The organism is Verrucomicrobiia bacterium, assembly GCA_019694135.1.
In the GTDB taxonomy this organism is placed as follows: domain Bacteria; phylum Verrucomicrobiota; class Verrucomicrobiia; order JADLBR01; family JAIBCM01; genus JAIBCM01.
Genome location: JAIBCM010000001.1, coordinates 341,251 through 360,055 on the forward strand (window position 1 = coordinate 341,251; position 18,805 = coordinate 360,055).

At 41.6% G+C, this 18,805-nt stretch carries 17 protein-coding genes; 2 read left to right on the forward strand and 15 right to left on the reverse strand.

Going from position 1 to position 18,805, the window contains the following annotated elements; translation table 11 throughout:
• Positions 1 to 16: 16 nt before the first annotated feature.
• Positions 17 to 997, reverse strand: coding sequence for an alpha/beta hydrolase family protein (locus tag K1X66_01635; GenBank protein ID MBX7157077.1), 981 nt, complete (start codon positions 995 to 997; stop codon positions 17 to 19).
• Between the two features lie 47 nt (positions 998 to 1,044).
• On the opposite strand from K1X66_01635, the gene crtI reads away from it, so the two are divergent.
• The gene (gene crtI / locus K1X66_01640) at positions 1,045 to 2,448 is read left to right on the forward strand and encodes a phytoene desaturase (GenBank protein ID MBX7157078.1); all 1,404 of its coding nucleotides are present in this window, start codon (positions 1,045 to 1,047) and stop codon (positions 2,446 to 2,448) included.
• A 36-nt stretch (positions 2,449 to 2,484) separates the two neighbouring features.
• Here the strand turns inward: crtI and K1X66_01645 are convergent, their stop codons facing one another.
• The 10 genes from K1X66_01645 to lpdA all read right to left on the reverse strand — a co-directional run bounded on the left by K1X66_01645 (position 2,485) and on the right by lpdA (position 13,729).
• Entirely contained in the window at positions 2,485 to 3,492 is a 1,008-nt protein-coding gene (locus K1X66_01645; protein ID MBX7157079.1) for a hypothetical protein, read from the reverse strand.
• Positions 3,493 to 3,523: 31 nt separating this feature from the next.
• Positions 3,524 to 4,513: a hypothetical protein gene (locus K1X66_01650; GenBank protein MBX7157080.1), complete on the reverse strand. Its 990-nt coding sequence runs from the start codon at positions 4,511 to 4,513 to the stop codon at positions 3,524 to 3,526.
• 23 nt (positions 4,514 to 4,536) lie between these two features.
• Positions 4,537 to 4,836 carry a hypothetical protein gene (locus K1X66_01655; protein ID MBX7157081.1) on the reverse strand — a complete coding sequence of 100 codons (300 nt, stop codon included), beginning with the start codon at positions 4,834 to 4,836 and terminating at the stop codon, positions 4,537 to 4,539.
• Positions 4,837 to 4,839: 3 nt separating this feature from the next.
• A complete protein-coding gene (locus tag K1X66_01660; GenBank protein MBX7157082.1) occupies positions 4,840 to 6,537 on the reverse strand; it encodes a hypothetical protein in 1,698 nt (565 codons plus the stop codon).
• Entirely contained in the window at positions 6,509 to 7,042 is a 534-nt protein-coding gene (locus tag K1X66_01665; protein MBX7157083.1) for a hypothetical protein, read from the reverse strand. Before K1X66_01665 ends, K1X66_01660 begins: the two co-directional genes overlap by 29 nt.
• Before the next feature lie 263 nt (positions 7,043 to 7,305).
• Complete coding sequence (locus tag K1X66_01670) at positions 7,306 to 7,590, reverse strand: hypothetical protein (protein MBX7157084.1); 285 nt, start codon at positions 7,588 to 7,590, stop codon at positions 7,306 to 7,308.
• Positions 7,591 to 7,664: 74 nt separating this feature from the next.
• On the reverse strand, positions 7,665 to 10,037 hold the full coding sequence (gene cadA / locus K1X66_01675) for a cadmium-translocating P-type ATPase (protein ID MBX7157085.1): 2,373 nt from the start codon (positions 10,035 to 10,037) through the stop codon (positions 7,665 to 7,667).
• Entirely contained in the window at positions 10,034 to 11,116 is a 1,083-nt protein-coding gene (locus K1X66_01680) for a beta-lactamase family protein (protein MBX7157086.1), read from the reverse strand. Before K1X66_01680 ends, cadA begins: the two co-directional genes overlap by 4 nt.
• A 4-nt stretch (positions 11,117 to 11,120) precedes the next feature.
• Positions 11,121 to 12,230 (reverse strand): Fic family protein, encoded by a 1,110-nt coding sequence (locus K1X66_01685; GenBank protein ID MBX7157087.1) that lies wholly within the window; start codon positions 12,228 to 12,230, stop codon positions 11,121 to 11,123.
• A 101-nt stretch (positions 12,231 to 12,331) separates the two neighbouring features.
• Positions 12,332 to 13,729, reverse strand: a complete 1,398-nt coding sequence (gene lpdA, locus K1X66_01690) for a dihydrolipoyl dehydrogenase (protein ID MBX7157088.1) — start codon at positions 13,727 to 13,729, stop codon at positions 12,332 to 12,334.
• Between the two features lie 172 nt (positions 13,730 to 13,901).
• On the opposite strand from lpdA, the gene mfd reads away from it, so the two are divergent.
• Entirely contained in the window at positions 13,902 to 17,051 is a 3,150-nt protein-coding gene (gene mfd, locus K1X66_01695; GenBank protein MBX7157089.1) for a transcription-repair coupling factor, read from the forward strand.
• A 29-nt stretch (positions 17,052 to 17,080) separates the two neighbouring features.
• On the opposite strand, the gene K1X66_01700 is transcribed toward mfd, so the two are convergent.
• The 4 genes from K1X66_01700 to K1X66_01715 are packed head-to-tail and all read right to left on the reverse strand — an operon-like array spanning position 17,081 to position 18,784.
• Complete coding sequence (locus tag K1X66_01700; GenBank protein ID MBX7157090.1) at positions 17,081 to 17,647, reverse strand: DUF4256 domain-containing protein; 567 nt, start codon at positions 17,645 to 17,647, stop codon at positions 17,081 to 17,083.
• Positions 17,648 to 17,668: 21 nt separating this feature from the next.
• Positions 17,669 to 17,989 carry a hypothetical protein gene (locus K1X66_01705; GenBank protein ID MBX7157091.1) on the reverse strand — a complete coding sequence of 107 codons (321 nt, stop codon included), beginning with the start codon at positions 17,987 to 17,989 and terminating at the stop codon, positions 17,669 to 17,671.
• Positions 17,990 to 17,997: 8 nt separating this feature from the next.
• Positions 17,998 to 18,462 (reverse strand): SRPBCC domain-containing protein, encoded by a 465-nt coding sequence (locus K1X66_01710; GenBank protein ID MBX7157092.1) that lies wholly within the window; start codon positions 18,460 to 18,462, stop codon positions 17,998 to 18,000.
• Position 18,463: 1 nt separating this feature from the next.
• Positions 18,464 to 18,784, reverse strand: coding sequence for a metalloregulator ArsR/SmtB family transcription factor (locus tag K1X66_01715; GenBank protein ID MBX7157093.1), 321 nt, complete (start codon positions 18,782 to 18,784; stop codon positions 18,464 to 18,466).
• Positions 18,785 to 18,805: the final 21 nt, after the last annotated feature.

The window sequence follows — 18,805 nt, forward strand, 5'->3', positions numbered from 1 at the left end:
GCGAGAAATTGCTTTTTTAAGCAAAACGCATTTGCCACTGACGAAACGCCTCCGGCATCAATTGATATCCCACATGCCCTTGCGGACAACAAATATAATTCGGACAATCCCAAACTTTAGCCAAAGCCTCAATATGCGCCGCTGGCGTAATACGATCCCATTCCGCAGCCAACAAAATCAAATTTTCTGGAGAACATAATGGCTTCATAAATCGCGGCGAAACCAAATAATCCAACACCCTTGCCATTTCCCGGGTCACACCACGTTGCCCCATATGATGTCGCAACGCTGCAGAAACAGGCGATTCCCAAATCGCATGCTCAAAATCCGTAATCGGCTCCAATAATAAAGCACAATGAACCATCGGCTCCACCGCCGCCATCAATCCCGCCACCCATCCACCATAACTCATACCCCAACATCCAATTTTTGTGACACCCTGTTTCCTAAGCCAAAGCGCTAAAGAGCGCGCCTCCGTCACCGCCTGCCGAATGGTCTGCACCGTGCGAATGCCATTAGGCCCTACAGCCAACTCGCCATTAAAATAACCCCGCGGCTTGCGCTGATAATGATAAGGTAAATGAAAAAAAATCACATGCCATCCATGCTGTGCCATACGTCGTGCCCACTTGCGATAACCGCGATCACTCGCCGACATCAACCCATGCCAAAGAAACATCACCGGCCTATGCCAATCCTCGCCTCCACAAAAAAAATCAGCCACAACCCGATGATTCGCTTCAAACTCACAAGGTAACGGCGTTAAAAATGAAAAACGTTGTTCGACACCTTTTTTAAGATTCAAAAACAAATCAACTTCTACAGGACAATAAAAAGCGTCATGACTTTTCCCGATCCAATTTTCCAAATAAGCTTTTACTTCTTCTGCAGAACTCGCTTGCTCATAATGACGATGCTGAAAGCGATTCACCAAATAAATCGTCACCTCATCCACAACATAAGACACCCCACGATTCCATTTGCGACGCCAGCTCATAAAAAGTTGTTAGGTTGTCAACTTTCTGGCAAAAAGAAAACTTCTTTATGCACGTTACTGTGATAGGCGCTGGATTAGGAGGCTTAGCAACCGCCATCCGTCTAGCTCATCGCGGCTACAGTGTCGAAGTTGTTGAAAAAAACGGGCATTACGGTGGCAAAGTTTGCGAAAAAATAATTACCACCTCTCAAGGCAATTTTCGATGGGATGGCGGTCCTTCCCTTCTCACCTTGCCACACGTTTTCAAAGAACTTTTCCAATACTGCGATCGAGCCTTGGAAGATCATCTTAATTTAATCCCCACACAACCCATTTGCCGCTATTTTTGGAGCGATGGCACACGGATTGATGAAGATGAAACTTTTTGGAAACAACCTGAAGTCGCTGCTTACTTAAATTATGCTCAAGGCATTTATGAACTATCTGGCGAAACCTATCTGAATCATGCTCCCAACGAATGGTGGCGCGCTCTACATCCAAAACGCTGGCACGCTCTGAGACATTTTCCTAAAATCGCCACATTTAAAAATTTAGCGCAATTACACGAAAAGTTCTTTTCCGATCATCATCTGCAACAACTCTTCAATCGCTTTGCTACTTATAATGGTTCTTCGCCTTATCATACTCCCGCTACGTTTGCCATTATTCCCTACGTCGAAGCTACCTTTGGCGGTTGGCATCCCAAAGGCGGCATGGCGCGCATCGCTGAAGCGCTTTATCAATTAGCTCGTCAATTAGGCGTCACCTTTCACTTCAATCAAGAAATCAAATCCATTTCAAAAATAAAAAGCGATATCATCGTTCATAACGGCGACATCATTCACACTCACTCTCACGATCCATTTTTTTCTCATTCTCAAAAACAACCCTTACAAAGCAAACCTCTTGCTTGTTCCGGCTTCATCGTTTGGCTCGCAGTTAAAAAAACTTTTCCTCAATTAGCACATCACAATATTTTTTTTAGTGATGATTACCGCAATGAATTCCATGCCATCACCCAAGAAAAACAACTTCCTCAAGAACCTACTATTTACCTTTCCATCACCTCCAAAACCGATTCGCAAGACGCCCCTCCAGGATGCGAAAATTGGTTTTTACTCGTTAACTCACCGGCTTACGATCGCTTGCCCACTAGCGGCTACGAAACCGTGATTCTACAGCGCCTCAAAAAATTTGGTCTCGAATTGAAAACCGAAGATATCCTCCATCAAGAAAGTTTTACCGTTCACGATTTCATCCAACGCGATAACGCCTGGCAAGGTTCTCTTTATGGCTGGGCTAGCCACTCCATTCGCACTGCACTGTTTCGACCTTATCTTCGCCATCCCAAACAAAAAAATCTCTTCTTCGTCGGCGGCACCGTCCATCCCGGCGGCGGCATGCCCCTTGCTTTACTTAGCGGGAAAATGGTAGCCAATAAAATTTTGAAGGCTTATCCTATTTTAAAATAGAAGCTGTCAAAATTAATTTTCTCCTGACAAACCATCCTAAGGCATAATCATTTCCACATCCATTTTGCCATTATCTTTGATAAGTTTTTCCATGAAAATTAAATCAAACGAAATATCTTTTATGCCTTGCTCTTCGTCTTGAACAGTAATTGAGATATTAACCTTATTAGTTTCCCCAGATTTTCCGAAAAGAGAAAGTAACTTTTTATCACCAGGCTTGACATCACTACCTTCAATTTTTTTAATCACTTGACCCGCTCGCACGCCGGCTTGGTAGGCGGGCGATTGTAAAGCCACTTGCCTAATAAGAATTTGATTATTTTTTTCTTCAATAAAAAAACCAGTTGTTTTAGCATCGGTTTCGTAGGATTCAACACTTGCTTCACCTTGAAAGGTCTTGGAAAGTTTTTCACTATTTTGATCAATATCGGCGCAAAAATTGTAATCATCTAAAAATTGATTTTCTTGCCTCAAAACAACCTTTTCACCTATTTTCTTTACAATTGATTGAACAAAACCATCGTCGTCCATTAAATAAATATACTTACTAGTCTCTCCATTTTCTTTAATTTCCACAAAAATTTCCTTTTCGTTCTTTGGATTTTTCCAAATTTTATTTTCCTTATTATTAAGGCGTTCATCGGTAGAAACATGAAGGAAATTTAATTTATTATAATCTATCGTCGTCACAGTAGGAGGCAATTTTTTCCATCCTGAATTAAGATTATAGATATAGAATTTATCAGGAAATATAAGATAGCCCGATATCAAATTGGAGGGACTAAACTCAATCAATTCGTTAGGCAATTGAACGATATTTTCATCTTTCACATTGCCTCGTAGAGTTTTGGAGACTTTACCAGGAACATCCAAAATAAGATTTTTCAAATCAATACCTTGATTCTCTTTTAATTCGTTTTCTAGAACACTAATTTTCGAATTTAATTTTCCTTTTGATTCTAGAACTTCAATAATGTTAGATGCAAAACCTTTAAAGGTTAATACAGCCAACATCAAAACAACACTTATTTTTCTTCTATTCATACTAACCTGCCCGAACAAGAGATAAATCAAATTATGGTATAATAATTTCAACGTCAAACTTCCCATTTCCTTTTTTAAAATTTTCTAAAATTACGGGCTCTAGATCAAAAAGCTTTTCTCCTTCTTTTTCGTCATTGACCAATATCTTTTTAGAGGAATCAGAGATAACTCCGCTATTTATAGATAATAGATCTAGATTTGTTGTGGTTACATTAGTCCCATTAATTTGCTCCAAGATTTGTCCTGCTCTCATGCCAGCTGTATAAGCCGAAGAACTTGTCAGGACTTGAAAAACAACAAATTTTCCCTCCTGCTCTTTAACAAAAAAGCCCAACGTTTTGACATCTTTCTTGCAAAGATTTATCTCAGCTTCAGTTTGTATTGCTTTCGAAGATTCTTCTGAAAGATCGTCTACATTTGCACTAAAATCGAAACTTTTAAGAAATTGATTTTTTTGCAAATAAACTAATTGCCCGGCTTCCTGCGCAGAAATAGCTTGAATAAACCCACTTGCATTAATTTCGTAAGTATATTCTCTTTTAACGCTATTCTCCTGGGCTTGAAATTGTATTACGTTGGGATTCTGGTTAGTAACAACCCCATCTTTAAAAGCCTGATACCGTTTATCTGTTGAAATATGTAAAGAGGCAAGCAACTCCTCTACTTTATTTGTATCAAAACTAAAAACAGAAGAGGATAAGCTTTTCCATCCATATCCAGGTAATTTCATATAATTCTTTCCTTTTAATAAAACCGCTTCCGAAGGTGCTTTCCCCACTTCTAATGTTTGGATATTGGGGATTAGTTTCTGAAATTTCGCATCCCCCAATAATCGATAATCTTTCGTCAATAAATTCGCATAAAGCTGAAATATCTCAGTTTTACCATTTTGCAAATTAAACTCATTAAGTGTTATGAAAGCAACCGGTGTTTGTTGAATCTTTTCTTGCAAAATATCTGGTTCAGCTAAACCATCCTTACAAAATAAAAGTAATCCAAGTATAATGATCTTTCTTTTCATATATTTCATCAGTTTTAACAGAGTTAAGGGATACAAAGTTTAATTTGGCCAGTTTGATCAAATTCATCAGGACAAGCTTCTTCGTCTTTATTAGCCATAAAAACAAACACATTGCCAAAAGTAAGTGTGTATTGAGTCCCAACAACCTTGAACGTTCCCCATAAGGGATCGATTTCACACGTTCCAGTCATTTCGACTTTCACGTCAGGATAAAAATATTTAATCATCTTCGAACAAGCCTTTGCATCTGGAAAACCAGCAAAGATTAAAAATCCACCGAGAAGAAAACAGAACAAAAGTTTTGAGAATAATTTATTTTCCATAAATCAAATTTGTGAAAGCTGAACCGCCAAATGATCTTTTAGCGATTCGGCAAGTGATTCTTGGATTTCCGTCTCGGCATCATTTTTAGATCCAACCTGCAAAAGGTTTACTTTAAATCTTAAATTCTTTTGCCATTTTTGATCCGCGCATGCTGCTAATGCATTAAATTTTTGAATGTAATTGAAATATTGATTAAGGTCGTTATTTTTATAAGATTTTAGAATCAACCAATAATAAGCGTGGATTAAGTAAGTGTGGCTGATTTGTAATGCCACTGCTTTTTTAAAATATTGAAAAGCCTCAGCAAAATTTTTAACTCTTGTTAATCGTTCACCTAACATGCTAAATAAAACGACTTGTCCAAGTAGCGTTGTATTATTAATTTGAAGATAAGATAATGCTAGTGCCTTGCCTTGATTCGCGTTGCCTATATCAAAATATGCCCAAGAAACAAAACCAAGATATTCCCAAAATTCGACCTTGTCGCACCACAACCAGTTTTTCTTTTCAGCGCTTAGCGATTGCCAAATATTAACAATAGAAGCATTAGCTCCTAAATCACCTTGACGCGCTGTCAACCTCCATAAAATATTTATAGCTCTTGAGGGATGAATGGAGTCTTCAAATTCAATCAAAGCCAACTTTTCACCTTTAGAAAAAATTTGGTTAGCAAGTTCTTTTAAAGAATCATTTTTATAGAGCTGTCTAGCTAAATTTAGAAGCGTCTCCCAATCTTCAATTTGGTTAACGGCGATAAGAATTTCGTTTTTAGCTTTGGCGATAGCTTCGGTCTGGCCTGCGGCGATGAGGTTGGTGATCCAATTCATTTTCGCTTGCAGGCGAAAGCGGGTGGGAACAGTTTCATTTTGGTCGATTTGTCGAAAAAGTTCTGCGGCTTTTTCGTGGTTTTTCTCAGCTTCTTCCAATTCTGCTAGCGCCCAAACACTCTTATGATATTGCGAACTTTTTGCGTTGAGAACATTGATGTTATGCTCCAAAAGCCAACGAGCTTGGTCGGGTTGGTTTTGGTTGCGATAGACGGCAGCGAGACCATGACAGAGTTTGCCACCAAAACGGTCGTTATATAGATTGATTCCTTTTTCTATATAGGCTTTGATTTCTGGGTTTTTGCCGGTTTGGAGTTGCGATGAAATTAAGGTTTTAACTGCGCTCAAGTATTCGCTGGCGCTGAGTCTTGAGGTTCGTAATAGGTCTTGGGCAAAATTGCTTGCGAGTTCTAAATCACCCCTATTTTGGGCGTCGACAAGTTTGAGTTTTTCAAGTTCTGTTGCAATAATAGGATGATCGTTTCCTTCTTTATTTAACCAACTGTCGGCGATGGCTTGCCAGCTTTCATTTTGATGATTTCTGAGTGTTTTGACGATGGCCAGGATCGCCCGTGCTCGAACAGTTTTATTTTTAATCACCCATAGTCCATCGAGAAATTCTTGTATTTCTGCAATTCCATTCTGCTGTTGTCGATGGCGAATGGAAATAATCAATTCCCATGCTGATAAAGTTTTGGCGCTGAATTTTCCCAAAAGTAGCGCTTGGGTAGCTCGCAAGTAGGCTTCGGAGAGATTGTTTTCTCGCAATGCAATTTCCGATAAACCCAAGCGAGCGCGACAGCCGCCATTGGGATTAACCTGCAAACATTTGGTAAAAAATTCCTTAGCACTTTGAGTTTCGCCTTCCTGCAAAAAAAAGTTTTCCCAACCGCGCACCCACGACGCTCGGTCGATGCGGTCGTTTGGTAATGGTTAATTTTCCATTTTGTAAAAGTTGTTGTTGCGCTTCTTTGATTTCCTGTTGATGTTTTTCATACCAATCTAACGCTTTTTGCCAACTTGCTTCCGCTACTTGATAAGCTTCCGGCACTTGAACCTGTTTGAGCAAACTACGAACTTGTCCAACGATGGCACGAAACCAGCTCTGTGGATCGTTTTCTTCTAAAGCTAAAACCTCCGATTTCTGATAAACCTCCAAAGCGTTAGAAAATTTTCCTTGCTGAAATTCGCCATCGCCTGCCAAGGCCAATAATTTAGCTTGCCAGCCCGCGCTTTGGTTTTGGCTTATCGTTTTATCCAACAAACTCAACGCTTCGGGATAATTTCTTTGTTTGATTCTTTGATTGATACCTTTCGCAACTCCGCTTAACCCCACTTTGACTTCTTGATGAATGCGTTGTCTTTTTCGGTTGCTCATCGCTTAGCTCTCAGTATTCTGCTTTCAGTTTTCTGTAGCCAATTTGGCAAGCGAGGCAGCTTGCCCTACAATTTAAAAATAAAAAAGGACTGGCGTCTTGCTTATCAGACACCAGCCCACGTTGCAGAGTGAGCAAAACTACGAGTAAACCCTTTCGGGTTTGTTCGTAATTATTATTTGTTTTGAGTTCACTCGAAATTCTTTTGCCACGGAACACACAGAGAAATTTAAAAAAAATGTAATTAAGAAATTCTGTTTTCATCTTAACTTATTTTGTCTCGGTGAGCTCTGGGGCTATTTTTTTCCTCTAAAACTATCTCAAATTCCGTAACTTGATCTCTGACGCTTTTTATCGCTTCATGCGCTGTGCGAAAACGTCCTCGCTCACACAGTTTCAAAAAGGACTCGCTATATTTTCTACCTAATAAAGGTCGAATGCGCACTTTACCACGATTTAAAAATTGAATGCCACCGGCGCTCGCTCCCAACAATGCCAATCCCGTTAAACTTATGAACTTTTTGCGTGTTATAACACAGTTTTGGCTCATGACGCAGGTAATTTACTCTCTCTCTGCACTCCTGTCAAACAAATTTGTTGATTTTTTAAATTTTTTCGAAAAATTTAATCTTTCACCCGAAACGCAAGCAAACGCAGGCCATTTAAACAAACTAAAACCGTGCTTCCTTCATGCCCAACCACTCCCAAAGGCAAAGGCAGTTGAAAACCTAGTGCAGAAATAACGAGAACAACAATAACACCCAACGCAAAAGTGAGGTTTTGATATACAATTTTTTTAGCCTGACGACTCAATTGAATAGCAAAAGGTATATTTTTTAAATTGTCGCTCATCAAAACCACATCCGCAGTTTCCATCGCCACATCCGTTCCCGCAGCGCCCATTGCGACACCAATCGAAGCCGATGCTAGAGCTGGTGCGTCATTAACTCCATCACCAACCATCGCCACCTCACCCAACTTTCTGAGATCACGCAAAACCAAAACTTTATCTTGCGGCAAAAGATCTGCGTAAAATTCATCCACTCCCGCCTGACGCGCAATCGCTGCCGCAACGCGTGGATTATCCCCCGTTACCATCACTACTTGTTTAATGCCCAAGGCTTTTAATTGTTGCACCACTTTGGGCGCGTCTTCGCGCAAAACATCTGCAATCGCTATCGCACCCAACAAAGAAGCCACTGCGCCATCTTCAGAAATTTTCCCCACCAACACTGCCGTTTTTCCTTCATCTTGAAAACGCGCTACTTCTTTTAAAGCTACCTCACGTTCCGGACAATGAAACTGCTCAAAAAATCGTGGACTTCCCACAGCAATACGTTCCCCATTCACTGTGGCATTCGCGCCCTTTCCAGAAATGGATTGAAAATGGGTTGCTTCAAATAATTGCAAAGATCGACTTTGTGCTTCCTTGAGAATGGCTTGGCCCAAAGGATGTTCCGATTTCGCTTCCACAGAAGCCGCCAGAGACAACAATCGCACTTCATCGCAACTTTTTGCACCGGGAAAATTCAAGGTTTTTCCGATTGTCGCCACATCGGTAACACGCGGTTTGCCTTCCGTTAACGTGCCCGTCTTATCCAAAGCCACAATTTTAATTTCCGCACAGCGTTCCAAATGTGCGCCACCTTTGAATAAAACTCCTTTTCTTGCTGCGCACCCGATCGCTGACAAAATCGACGCTGGTGTGCTAATAATCAAAGCACAAGGTGAAGCCACTACCATCACCGTCATCGCGCGATAAAAAGTGGAAGAAAAATTCTCTTTCAATACCAATGTTGGAATCACAATCAAAGCGATGGTAAAGGCAATCACGCCTAACGCATAAAATTGTTCCGCCTTATCTAAAAACCGTTGCGTTTTAGCTCGTTCACTTTGCGCTTCTTCAACCAGTTGAATTAAACGGGCCAGAGTCGAATCTTTAGCTAAACGTGTAACACGAAACTCAATCGCTCCGGTTTGATTAATCGAACCTGCAAAAACGTGCTGCCCCATTTCCTTATAAACTGGCATCGACTCGCCCGTGAGCGAAGATTCATCAAAGTCGCTTGACCCTTCAACAATCTCGCCGTCCAAAGGAACACTTTCTCCGGGCCGAACAATCACGCGATCTCCTATCTGTAAAGATTCAATAGGCAACACTTCCGTTTTCCCATTGCGACGAACCAAAGCTGTTTCAGGCCGAAGTTGCATCAACGATTGAATCGCTTTGCGCGTGCGATCCATGGCGTAACCCTGCAACACATTGGAAAAAGAAAATAAAAAAAGTAGAACAGCACCTTCCAGAGGCGCTCCAACATAAGCCGCGCCCAACGCCGCCAAAAGCATGAGCAAATCGACGTTAACCGTTTTTTCTTTTAACGACTGCCAACTCGCTTGAATTCCAAAATAACCGCCAAACACATAGGCCAACACATAACACACGCTTTGCGCCAAGGAAGACCAGCCGATTCGCAGAGCAAGCCATCCCAAACCTAATGAAATCAAAGTGCCAAAGGTGAAAAAAATTTCTACATTTTCGCGATGGAAAATTTTTTTCCACCAAACTTTTTCTTCCGTAATTAAAAATTCATATGGCTTAACCGGCGCGCCAATTTTTTTAACCTTTTCAATCACTTCCGAAGGTTGCAAAATCGAAGTGTCATAAGTCACATTCATGACACCTCCCAAGAAAGTCGCTGTAGCGCGTTTGATGCCAGGAATTTTTTTGGCTTTATCTTCCAAACGCATCGCTGTGGCTTCAGCGGCCCTACCAGTCAAGCGCATGATATATTTTTTAAAATGTTTTTGGACAGCAGGAGCCACATGATTAATGAGCGCTTCTACTTCCGCATCCGAAATCACTTTAGGATCATAATCCAATTCCACTTTTTCGCCTGGCACATCCACGTGCGCGCTCACCACACCTTGTTTGGTCGCAAGCACTTTCTCAATTTCTTCCGGAGAAGAATCGGTCGGACGAGGAGATGATGCACTCATTTTTTATCTAAACTTAAATCCTGATAAATTGCTTCATTCATTTTTGTGGTTCGTTCATGATGCACTTTTTCGCCAGGCATTCCGTTAAAAACCCAACTTACGATTAAATCATAAGCCGGATCCACAAATCCAAAAGAAGATTGCGCACCAGCATGACCAAACGCTTTTTCTGAAGCGTAACGACCAAAATGATAAGGTTTGTCCACAAAATCGGCTTCAATCGCGTTCAGCATAAAACCTAATCCCCAATCCATATTTTGTCGAAACGTATGATCCCACATTCCCTTCCGATGTCGAGCGATCAAATAATCCAAAGTTTCCTTTTTCAAAATTTTATTTTGTATCAAAGCTTGGTAGAAAAATCCCAGTTCTCGAATCGGTCCCAATGCGTTGCTGCCCGGCTTATAGCTCAACGCCATTTTCTCAACAGAATGATTGGCATGAATCTGAGGCGGTTGCAAACTGGTATCAAACATCTCACCCACTTTTTCCCTCTCCAATTCTTGTCGAGATAAACCCATATGACTATGAAACATTCCTGCCGGCAAAAAAATATTTTCTCGAATATAATCTTGCCAGTTTTGATTCACCACGCGTTGCAATAACTCAGCTAAAATTATCCAACTTCCCGAACGATGATAGCCCGCCTTCTCGCCAGCAATCCAATTAGGCTCACGCGGAGTGTGACAAATTTTTTCCAACACCTGCGCCCACGATAAATTTTCAAATGCGATTAAATCCGTCCCACGCATTCCTCCAGTATGCATCAACAAATGGCGCACTGTTAAAGATTCTTTGCCCCCTTGTCCAAACTCTGGCCAACTTTTCGCAATCGGCTCATCCCAATCCATTTTTCCTTTTTCCCACAACTGCGCTATCGCAACCGCCAGAATCGGCTTGCCCGATGACAACCACAACATCTTGTCTTGCGATTGCAAAGCCATCCCTTCACTTCGCTCGCCCACCGCAAAATCCACAACCGTTTCTCCGCGGTAAGAAATATAAACCTGAGCGCCAGAATGCCATTGATTAGTAATGCCTTCCTCGATCAATAAAAAAATTTTATCCCACTGTTTCAATTTATTACTCGCTTCTACTTTCGTATAAATCAATTAACGGAGACAAAACAAAAACATTACCACTTCTCCCTCCTTTTCCCTTTTTAAGGATCTTTAAGATATTTTCTTGGATGAGAAGATTTAACAAAACTGAAATAGATTGAGCGCTAGGCGCATGACTTCCTCTACGAAAAATACGGCTTTGAAAAATAGGTTGTTTAAATATTTGGTCTAACATCGGAATCGCCCATCGCGATCGTGTTAGATTTAACACTCTTTCCTTCAAACTCTCATAAAGATCTACGATTTGATAAATTGTTTTTAAATTCTTTTTGGATTGATGAGCTATCGCTTTCATAAAAAAAACAACCCAATCCTCCCATTGATTCGTTTGACCTAGTTGATGAAGCCGATCCATATAAGTTTCACGATGAATTTCTAAATAATCAGAAAGATAAAAAAGTGGTTGGGGCAAAATTTTCTTTTCATACAAAAACAAAGGAATGAGAATGCGCCCTAACCGTCCATTACCATCCAAAAAAGGATGCAGCAACTCAAACTGCGCATGAAGTGTAGCCAATTGCACTAGCACATCGCGCTCGTCAGCATGATAATATTTTTCCCAATTATCTAAATACTCGGGCAATAAATGAGCTTCGGGTGGAACAAAATGCGCATTTTCTAAAGTGCTTCCCGGTCGACCAATCCAATTTTGTGTTTTACGAAAATTTCCCCGATTTTTGTTATATCCTCTTACACTGTCCAAAAGAATTCCATGCAAGTGTAATAATAAATTCAAAGAAAAAGGATGCGTTTTCATTTTTTCTTTAGCCGCTTGCAAAGCCGATCGATAATTTAAAATTTCCTGAATATCATTTCGTTTGGTTTCACTAACTGCCTCATCCCCAGCTTCAAACTTAAACACTTCACTCAAAGTCGCATGAGTGCCTTCAATTTGAGAAGAAAGCACCGCTTCCTGACTCATCAAAGGGGCCAATAAAACTTCGACATGCGGCAAGCGATAAAGGGCGCCCTTATATTCAGCAAGAGACCCTGTCGCTTGGGTGATCCAAGGCAATAATTTTTCCCAATCCAACTTTTGAATCGGAAGCTTTTGAGTAACAAAAGGTTTCATATTTATATCAAGCCTTGTAGAGGTAAAACCTAGTTTTATCAATAAAAAATGCTATTTTATTGATAAAAGATTGTTAATTGCTTGCTGTAAATTAATTACAGCTAAGAATGAATCGCTCGACCCGCCACCCCCAAAGCCGCTTCTTTAACTGCTTCAGACATGCTGGGATGAGCATGAATTGTGCGCGCTAAATCTTCTGAACTACCACCAAACTCCATCAACAACACAGCCGAAGCAATTAGCTCGGAAGCATTAGAAGCCACAATGTGAACCCCTAAAACACGATCCGTTTTTGCATCCGCAATAATCTTTGCAAATCCATCCGTCGTGTCGCTTGCCAATGCCCGACCATTGGCCATAAAAGGAAATTTTCCGACGCGATACTCAATTTTTTTCTCTTTCGCCTGTTCCTCAGTCAACCCCACGCTTGCAACTTCGGGAGATGTATAAATCACGCCTGGAATCAAATCATAATTCACGTGACCCGGCTTACCTGCCAAATGTTCCGCGACAGCTACACCTTCATCCTCAGCTTTGTGCGCCAACATCGGCCCATCAATAATATCTCCAATTGCATAAACACTTGGCACCGATGTTTGCCAATGTTCATTCACTTTCACCCGCCCTCTTTCCGTCAACGCAACGCCTGCTTTTTCCAAACCTAACCCTTCTAAATAAGGCCGACGCCCAACCGCAACCAAAACTTTTTCCGCTTCCAGCGTCAGCGCTTTGCCCTTTTGTTCGGCATCCAAAACTACTTTATCTTTAGTAACTTTGGCCTGGGTTACTTTCGTTTCCAAATGAAACGTAAATCCTTGCTTAGTAAAAATGCGCTGCAATAAAGTCGCAGCCTCAACGTCAAAACCCGTTGCAATTCGAGGTAAAAACTCAACCACCGTGACTTTCGCACCCAAGCGACTCCACACTAAACCCAACTCCAAACCAATCGCTCCCCCGCCAATCACCAATAGAGACTTGGGTGCCTCTTTTAAAGCTAAAGCATGCGTGCTATTCAACACTCGATCCCCATCAAATTTTAAAAACGGCAACTCAATCGGCTCACTACCCGTAGCCAAAATAATTTTATCCGAAGTGATTTGCGATTTTTTTCCATCCTCATCCACCTCAATCGTCGTGCCATTCACCAATCGACCAAAACCCGTGATTCGATCGATCTTATTTTTCTTCATCAAAAAATCGATCCCCTTCGTTAGCCCCTTCACCACCTCCTCTTTGCGCTTCATCAAAGTAGGGATTTCCATTTTAAAACCCGAACTCTGAATGCCATGCGCAGCAAAACGATGTTGTGCAAAATGAAAATGCTCCGTTGAAGCCAACAACGCCTTACTAGGAATGCATCCAATATTTAAGCAAGTGCCGCCTAAAGTTTTCGATTTTTCAATGAGCGCCGTTTTAAAACCGAGTTGTGCCGCGCGAATCGCTGCAACATACCCTCCAGGGCCTCCCCCGATGACCACAACTTGATAAGAATTTGCCATAAAATAATGATTTCGACCGAAAAAATTTGCATAATCAACCGCATCTTGCAATGAAAATGCTCCTGAATTTAACTCAGGAGTGTAAATCTGATATTTCTCTAGCCTTTGATACAGCCATCCCTGATTTATCCGATTTTTATTTTCATAAAAATTTGCTACCTTTCCGATTGACGTGCTAGCTGATCAAGATTCGATTTTGCATCACAACCCGAGAGTAAAAGAATGGAGTCACTCGGTGTTGGCGGGAGAGGTCTACCCTTTGGGCTATGAACCGCTGCCCTATCAAGCTTATTTGATTGCTTCTTTGGTAACTTATCGACCCCAAGTTTGCTTGGTGATTTGTCGTCGGTTTAAAGAAATGGAAGAGTTAGCCGCCCATTTAGAAGTTTGGTTGAATAAACGAGTCGTGCAACTTTTTCCCTGGTTGGAGATCGGAGAATCGGTCACACCTGACCCCGACTTTATCGCGCAACGTTATCGCACCTTGCAAAGGTTGCTGATGCGCTCCAACTCTTCATCCGAGCCTTTAATTATTTTAACATTAACCGAAGCATTGGAACAAAAACTTCCTTCGCCTGCCTGGTTAAAGGAGCGCCAACAAATCTTGAAAGTGGGCCAATCACTTTCTTTAACCCGTTTACAAGAACAATTAACGCAAACCGGGTTTTTGCGAGTAACTCGCATCGATCAACAAGGCCAATTTGCGCAACGCGGCGGTATTTTAGACATTTACCCTTATCACTCGGAAGATCCTGTGCGCATTGAATTTTTTGGCGATGAAATCGATTCCATGCGCGAATTTTCAATTCATGATCAACTCAAGCTGCGCGACATCAGTTCGCTCAATTTTTTCTTGGCCAACCTTCAAGAAGCTCCAGCAGAAGCCACACTTTATGACTATTTATTTCAGGAAAATAAAAAAAGTTTTATCCTCGATAGCACACAAGAAACCCTACCTTCCTCTCCGCCACCCACCGGCTTTTCTCATGATTTCCTAAAAAAAAGCAGTGCCGATCTTCTTCTTCAGGAACAGCGTCGCGCCAATCTTTTGGAACATCTGCAACAATGGACAAATGAAGATTGGCGAATGATTATCTTTTGCCATAACGAAGGTGAAACCCAGCGACTTAAAGAAATTTTAGAGGAACAAAAAAAATCAATCACGCGCGCTATTATTTTTTCGATCGGCCATCTGAATCAAGGCTTTACGGTGCCCGAAGCAAAACTCGCAATTTTGACCGATGCCGAAATCTTCGGCCGTTATCGTCAGGTTCGTTCTTTCCGTTTGCGAGAGCGCACGAGTTTATTAGCGCAATCGCGTCACACGACTCCTGAAGAATGGGAAATCGGCGATTATGTGGTCCATGCTCAACATGGCATCGGTCGCTTTTGCGGACTAAAACATTTTGCTTTGCATGAAAACCAAGAACAAGAAGTCATTATTTTAGAATACGCTGAAGGCGCCAAACTTTATGTGCCTTTGAATCAAGCTTACTTGATTAGTCGCTATGTGGGAGTAAGCCGAAAAAAACCCACTCTGGACAGCCTAGGTGGCAATCGCTGGGAGCGAGCCAAAATCGCTGCGAATCGCGCTATTTTCGATTACGCCGCCAAACTCTTGCAAATCCAAGCGGAAAGACAGATCCATCCCAGCTACAGTTTTCCTCCCGACACCGAATGGCAACGCGAATTCGAAGCCAGTTTTATTTATCAAGAAACCTCCGATCAATTACTCGCGATTGAAGCGAGTAAACAGGACATGGAAAATCCCACAGCTATGGATCGTTTGATTTGTGGTGACGTAGGTTTTGGAAAAACGGAAGTGGCGATTCGAGCCGCTTTCAAGGCGGTCATGTCAGGAAAACAAGTGGCGTTTCTTTGTCCCACTACCGTTTTAGCTCAACAACATGGTAATACTTTGCGTGAACGCATGGCAGATTATCCGGTCAAAATCGAAATCTTAAGCCGCTTTGCCTCACTAACTGCTCAGAAAAAAATAGTAAACGATTTAGCAAAAGGCGAAGTTGACATCGTAGTAGGCACACATCGCTTGCTATCCCTCGATGTGAAATTCAAAGATATAGGCTTGCTCGTGGTCGATGAAGAACAACGGTTTGGCGTCAAACATAAAGAGACTTTGAAAGAACGATTTCGCCAAATCGATATTTTGACACTTTCTGCCACCCCCATTCCTCGGACACTTTACCTCGCTCTCATGGGAGCGCGTGATATGAGCACGATTGAAACACCACCGCCCGGTCGCGTGCCCGTAGAAACCGCCATCGCACCTTATGATGAACGACTTATTCGCGACGCTATTCAACGCGAACTGGCTCGCGACGGGCAAGTTTTCTTTCTTCACAACCGCGTGGAAAGCATCGAACGCATGGCATTAAAAATCCAACGACTCATTCCAGGCATTAAAGTCATCGTGGGACACGGTCAGATGAAAGAAAATGAGCTGGAACAAGTCATGCTCGCTTTTGTTGAAGGCAAAGCTGACGTGCTCGTTTCCACCACTATTATCGAAAGTGGATTAGATATTCCTAATGCCAACACCATTATTATTGATCGAGCTGATCGATTCGGTTTAGCTGATCTTTACCAACTTCGCGGGCGTGTGGGACGCGGTCAACACAAAGCATACGCCTATCTTTTGTTGCCACGCGAACTGTTGATAACGGGTGAAGCACGTCGCAGAACCAGCGCGATCAAACAGTATTCTCATCTTGGCGCAGGATTCAAAATCGCCATGCGCGATTTGGAAATTCGAGGCGCGGGCAATCTTTTGGGCACGCAACAAAGCGGTCACATTGCCGCCATTGGATTTGAATTGTATTGCCAACTTTTAAAAATGGCCATCGAACAACTCAAAACCGGCAAGCCCATTTTTCGACGCGATGTGTCGATTACCATTGATTTCCTCAATCTCAACGAATCCGAAAAATCGACGGATCAACTACCCGCCTATTTACCCATTTCTTTTTTACCCGAACCCGGCCTCCGCATCGAAGCCTACCGAGAATTGGCTGAAATTTCGAACTTTCAAGAATGGAAAACCACCCGAAAAACATGGGAAGATCGCTTTGGAAGATTGCCTGAAGCGGTAGAAAATTTGTTGCAATACACACGCCTTAAAATTCTCTGCAGTGAACATGTTGCTAGCAGTTTAGAAATTGTAGAAGATCAAGTTCGAATCAAAAAAGGTGGCGACTACATTTTAATCGATTCCAAGTTTCCGCGATTGACTGAAAAAAATTTAAAAAAACGCTTCAAAGAGATTTTTTATTGGGCAGAACAATTACTTGAAGAAAATAAATGAATGCAAAGCAAGGTAAAACAACTTAAAGTTTAAACCCGTAGCGCCCCACGAAATCCCCTGGCACTATAGTAAGATTGCGCACCGTTATGACCCACGAAAACCCGGCCGTAGCGACGATCACAATAAAGCGCACCACCAAGTTTTCTAATATCATCAGGTGTTTTCACCCAACTCGAGGTTTTCGTATCAAAATTGCCGAGCTTTTGTAGATCCAGATATTGTTCTTCGGTTAAAAGCTCAACACCCATTGCCTCTGCCATATCCATAACACTATTTTCTGGTTTATGCTCCTTCCTCGATTCCAACGCTTCACGATCGTAACAAATACTAGTGCGACCTTTCGGACTTTCCGGCGAACAATCAAAAAAGATATATTCACCCGTCTTTTTATCGTGACCAACCACATCCGGCTCACCACCCGTCTGCTCCATTTCATTAAGCGACCACAATTTTTTAGAATGGGCCTCTAATCTCACTTGCACCTTAGCCCATTCCAAACCCTTATGGCGGCTCATGTTTTTCTCAAAACGAGTTTTTAATATTTTGAGAAGTTCTTCACGTTGTTTTGATGGCAATTCCTTTTTATTATTCTTCATATTTTTATAGTTTTAAATAGTTCAACTCGTGCGCTTGGAACGTCGCGCAAGAATTATCAGCCCAATCTTCCTCGCAATAAATAATACAACCTGACTCAAGAGAGCCGGTCCAAATCCAAAAAAGCAATAAGCACCGAGCCATGCCGCCACACCAATAATAGCAAAAATTATGCCAGCGTACATGCAATATCCAGAAAAGAGCATGACAGGAACAAAAATAAACCGAACACCAGCAGCATACTGTTGAACTTCCGAAGCTGGTTCATAAATATAACCCAATATCGGAATGCTCAGAATAAGATGAACCCATCGTAAAATCGAACGTCGAATCGCATTTGTCATAGTATGTTTTACTTTAATTTGCTTGCCATGTCTTGCAGACGGTCATGTGCCATATTGATTCCCTGAGCAAAAGGCAATTGCAACATTTGATCCCTGAGCGCAATAGATCGATATACAATATGCATAGTTAGCTTACTGGTACTGTCGGTGAGCTTTTCAAATTCCAAGAACTCAAGTTGAACTTCAAAGGGCGTATTTTCCATTTCAAATGTCCGAGTGATTTTCCGATTCGGATTAAACTCATGGATCGTCCCATTGAACTTATGCTTGTTTCCATGAGGATCAGTAGTTTCAAATTGATAGCTGCCGTGCTTTTTATTTTCAAGTTTCAGCACTTTCGTCCCCATCCATTGCTCAACCATTTCAGGTTCTACATAGGCTTTAAAAAGCAATTCCAATGGCAAATCAAATTCCCTTGTTATCACTAAATCCTGTTTACCCTCTTCCGCATGAATTTTTGTTTTTTGTTCCATACTATTTGTTTTTATATTTTTTCATAACCATTTCTAATTTATTGAAACGATCTTCCCACAACCTGCGAAATGGCTCAATAAAGTTGGCCACCTCTTTCATCTTTTTAGCATTAAAATAATAGTAAATTTCTCGACCGTTTTGTTTTTGTTTAAGTAATTGGCACTCGGTGAGTATTTGCAAATGCTTTGAAACAGTCGGCCTAGCTGTGTCAAAGTTTGCCGCAATGGATCCGGCGGTCATGGATTGCGAAGCAACCAGCAAAAGTATCGCCCTTCTGGTTGGGTCTGCAATGGCTTGAAATACATCTCGTCTTAAATTCATTATGTAGCTATTTGACTACAA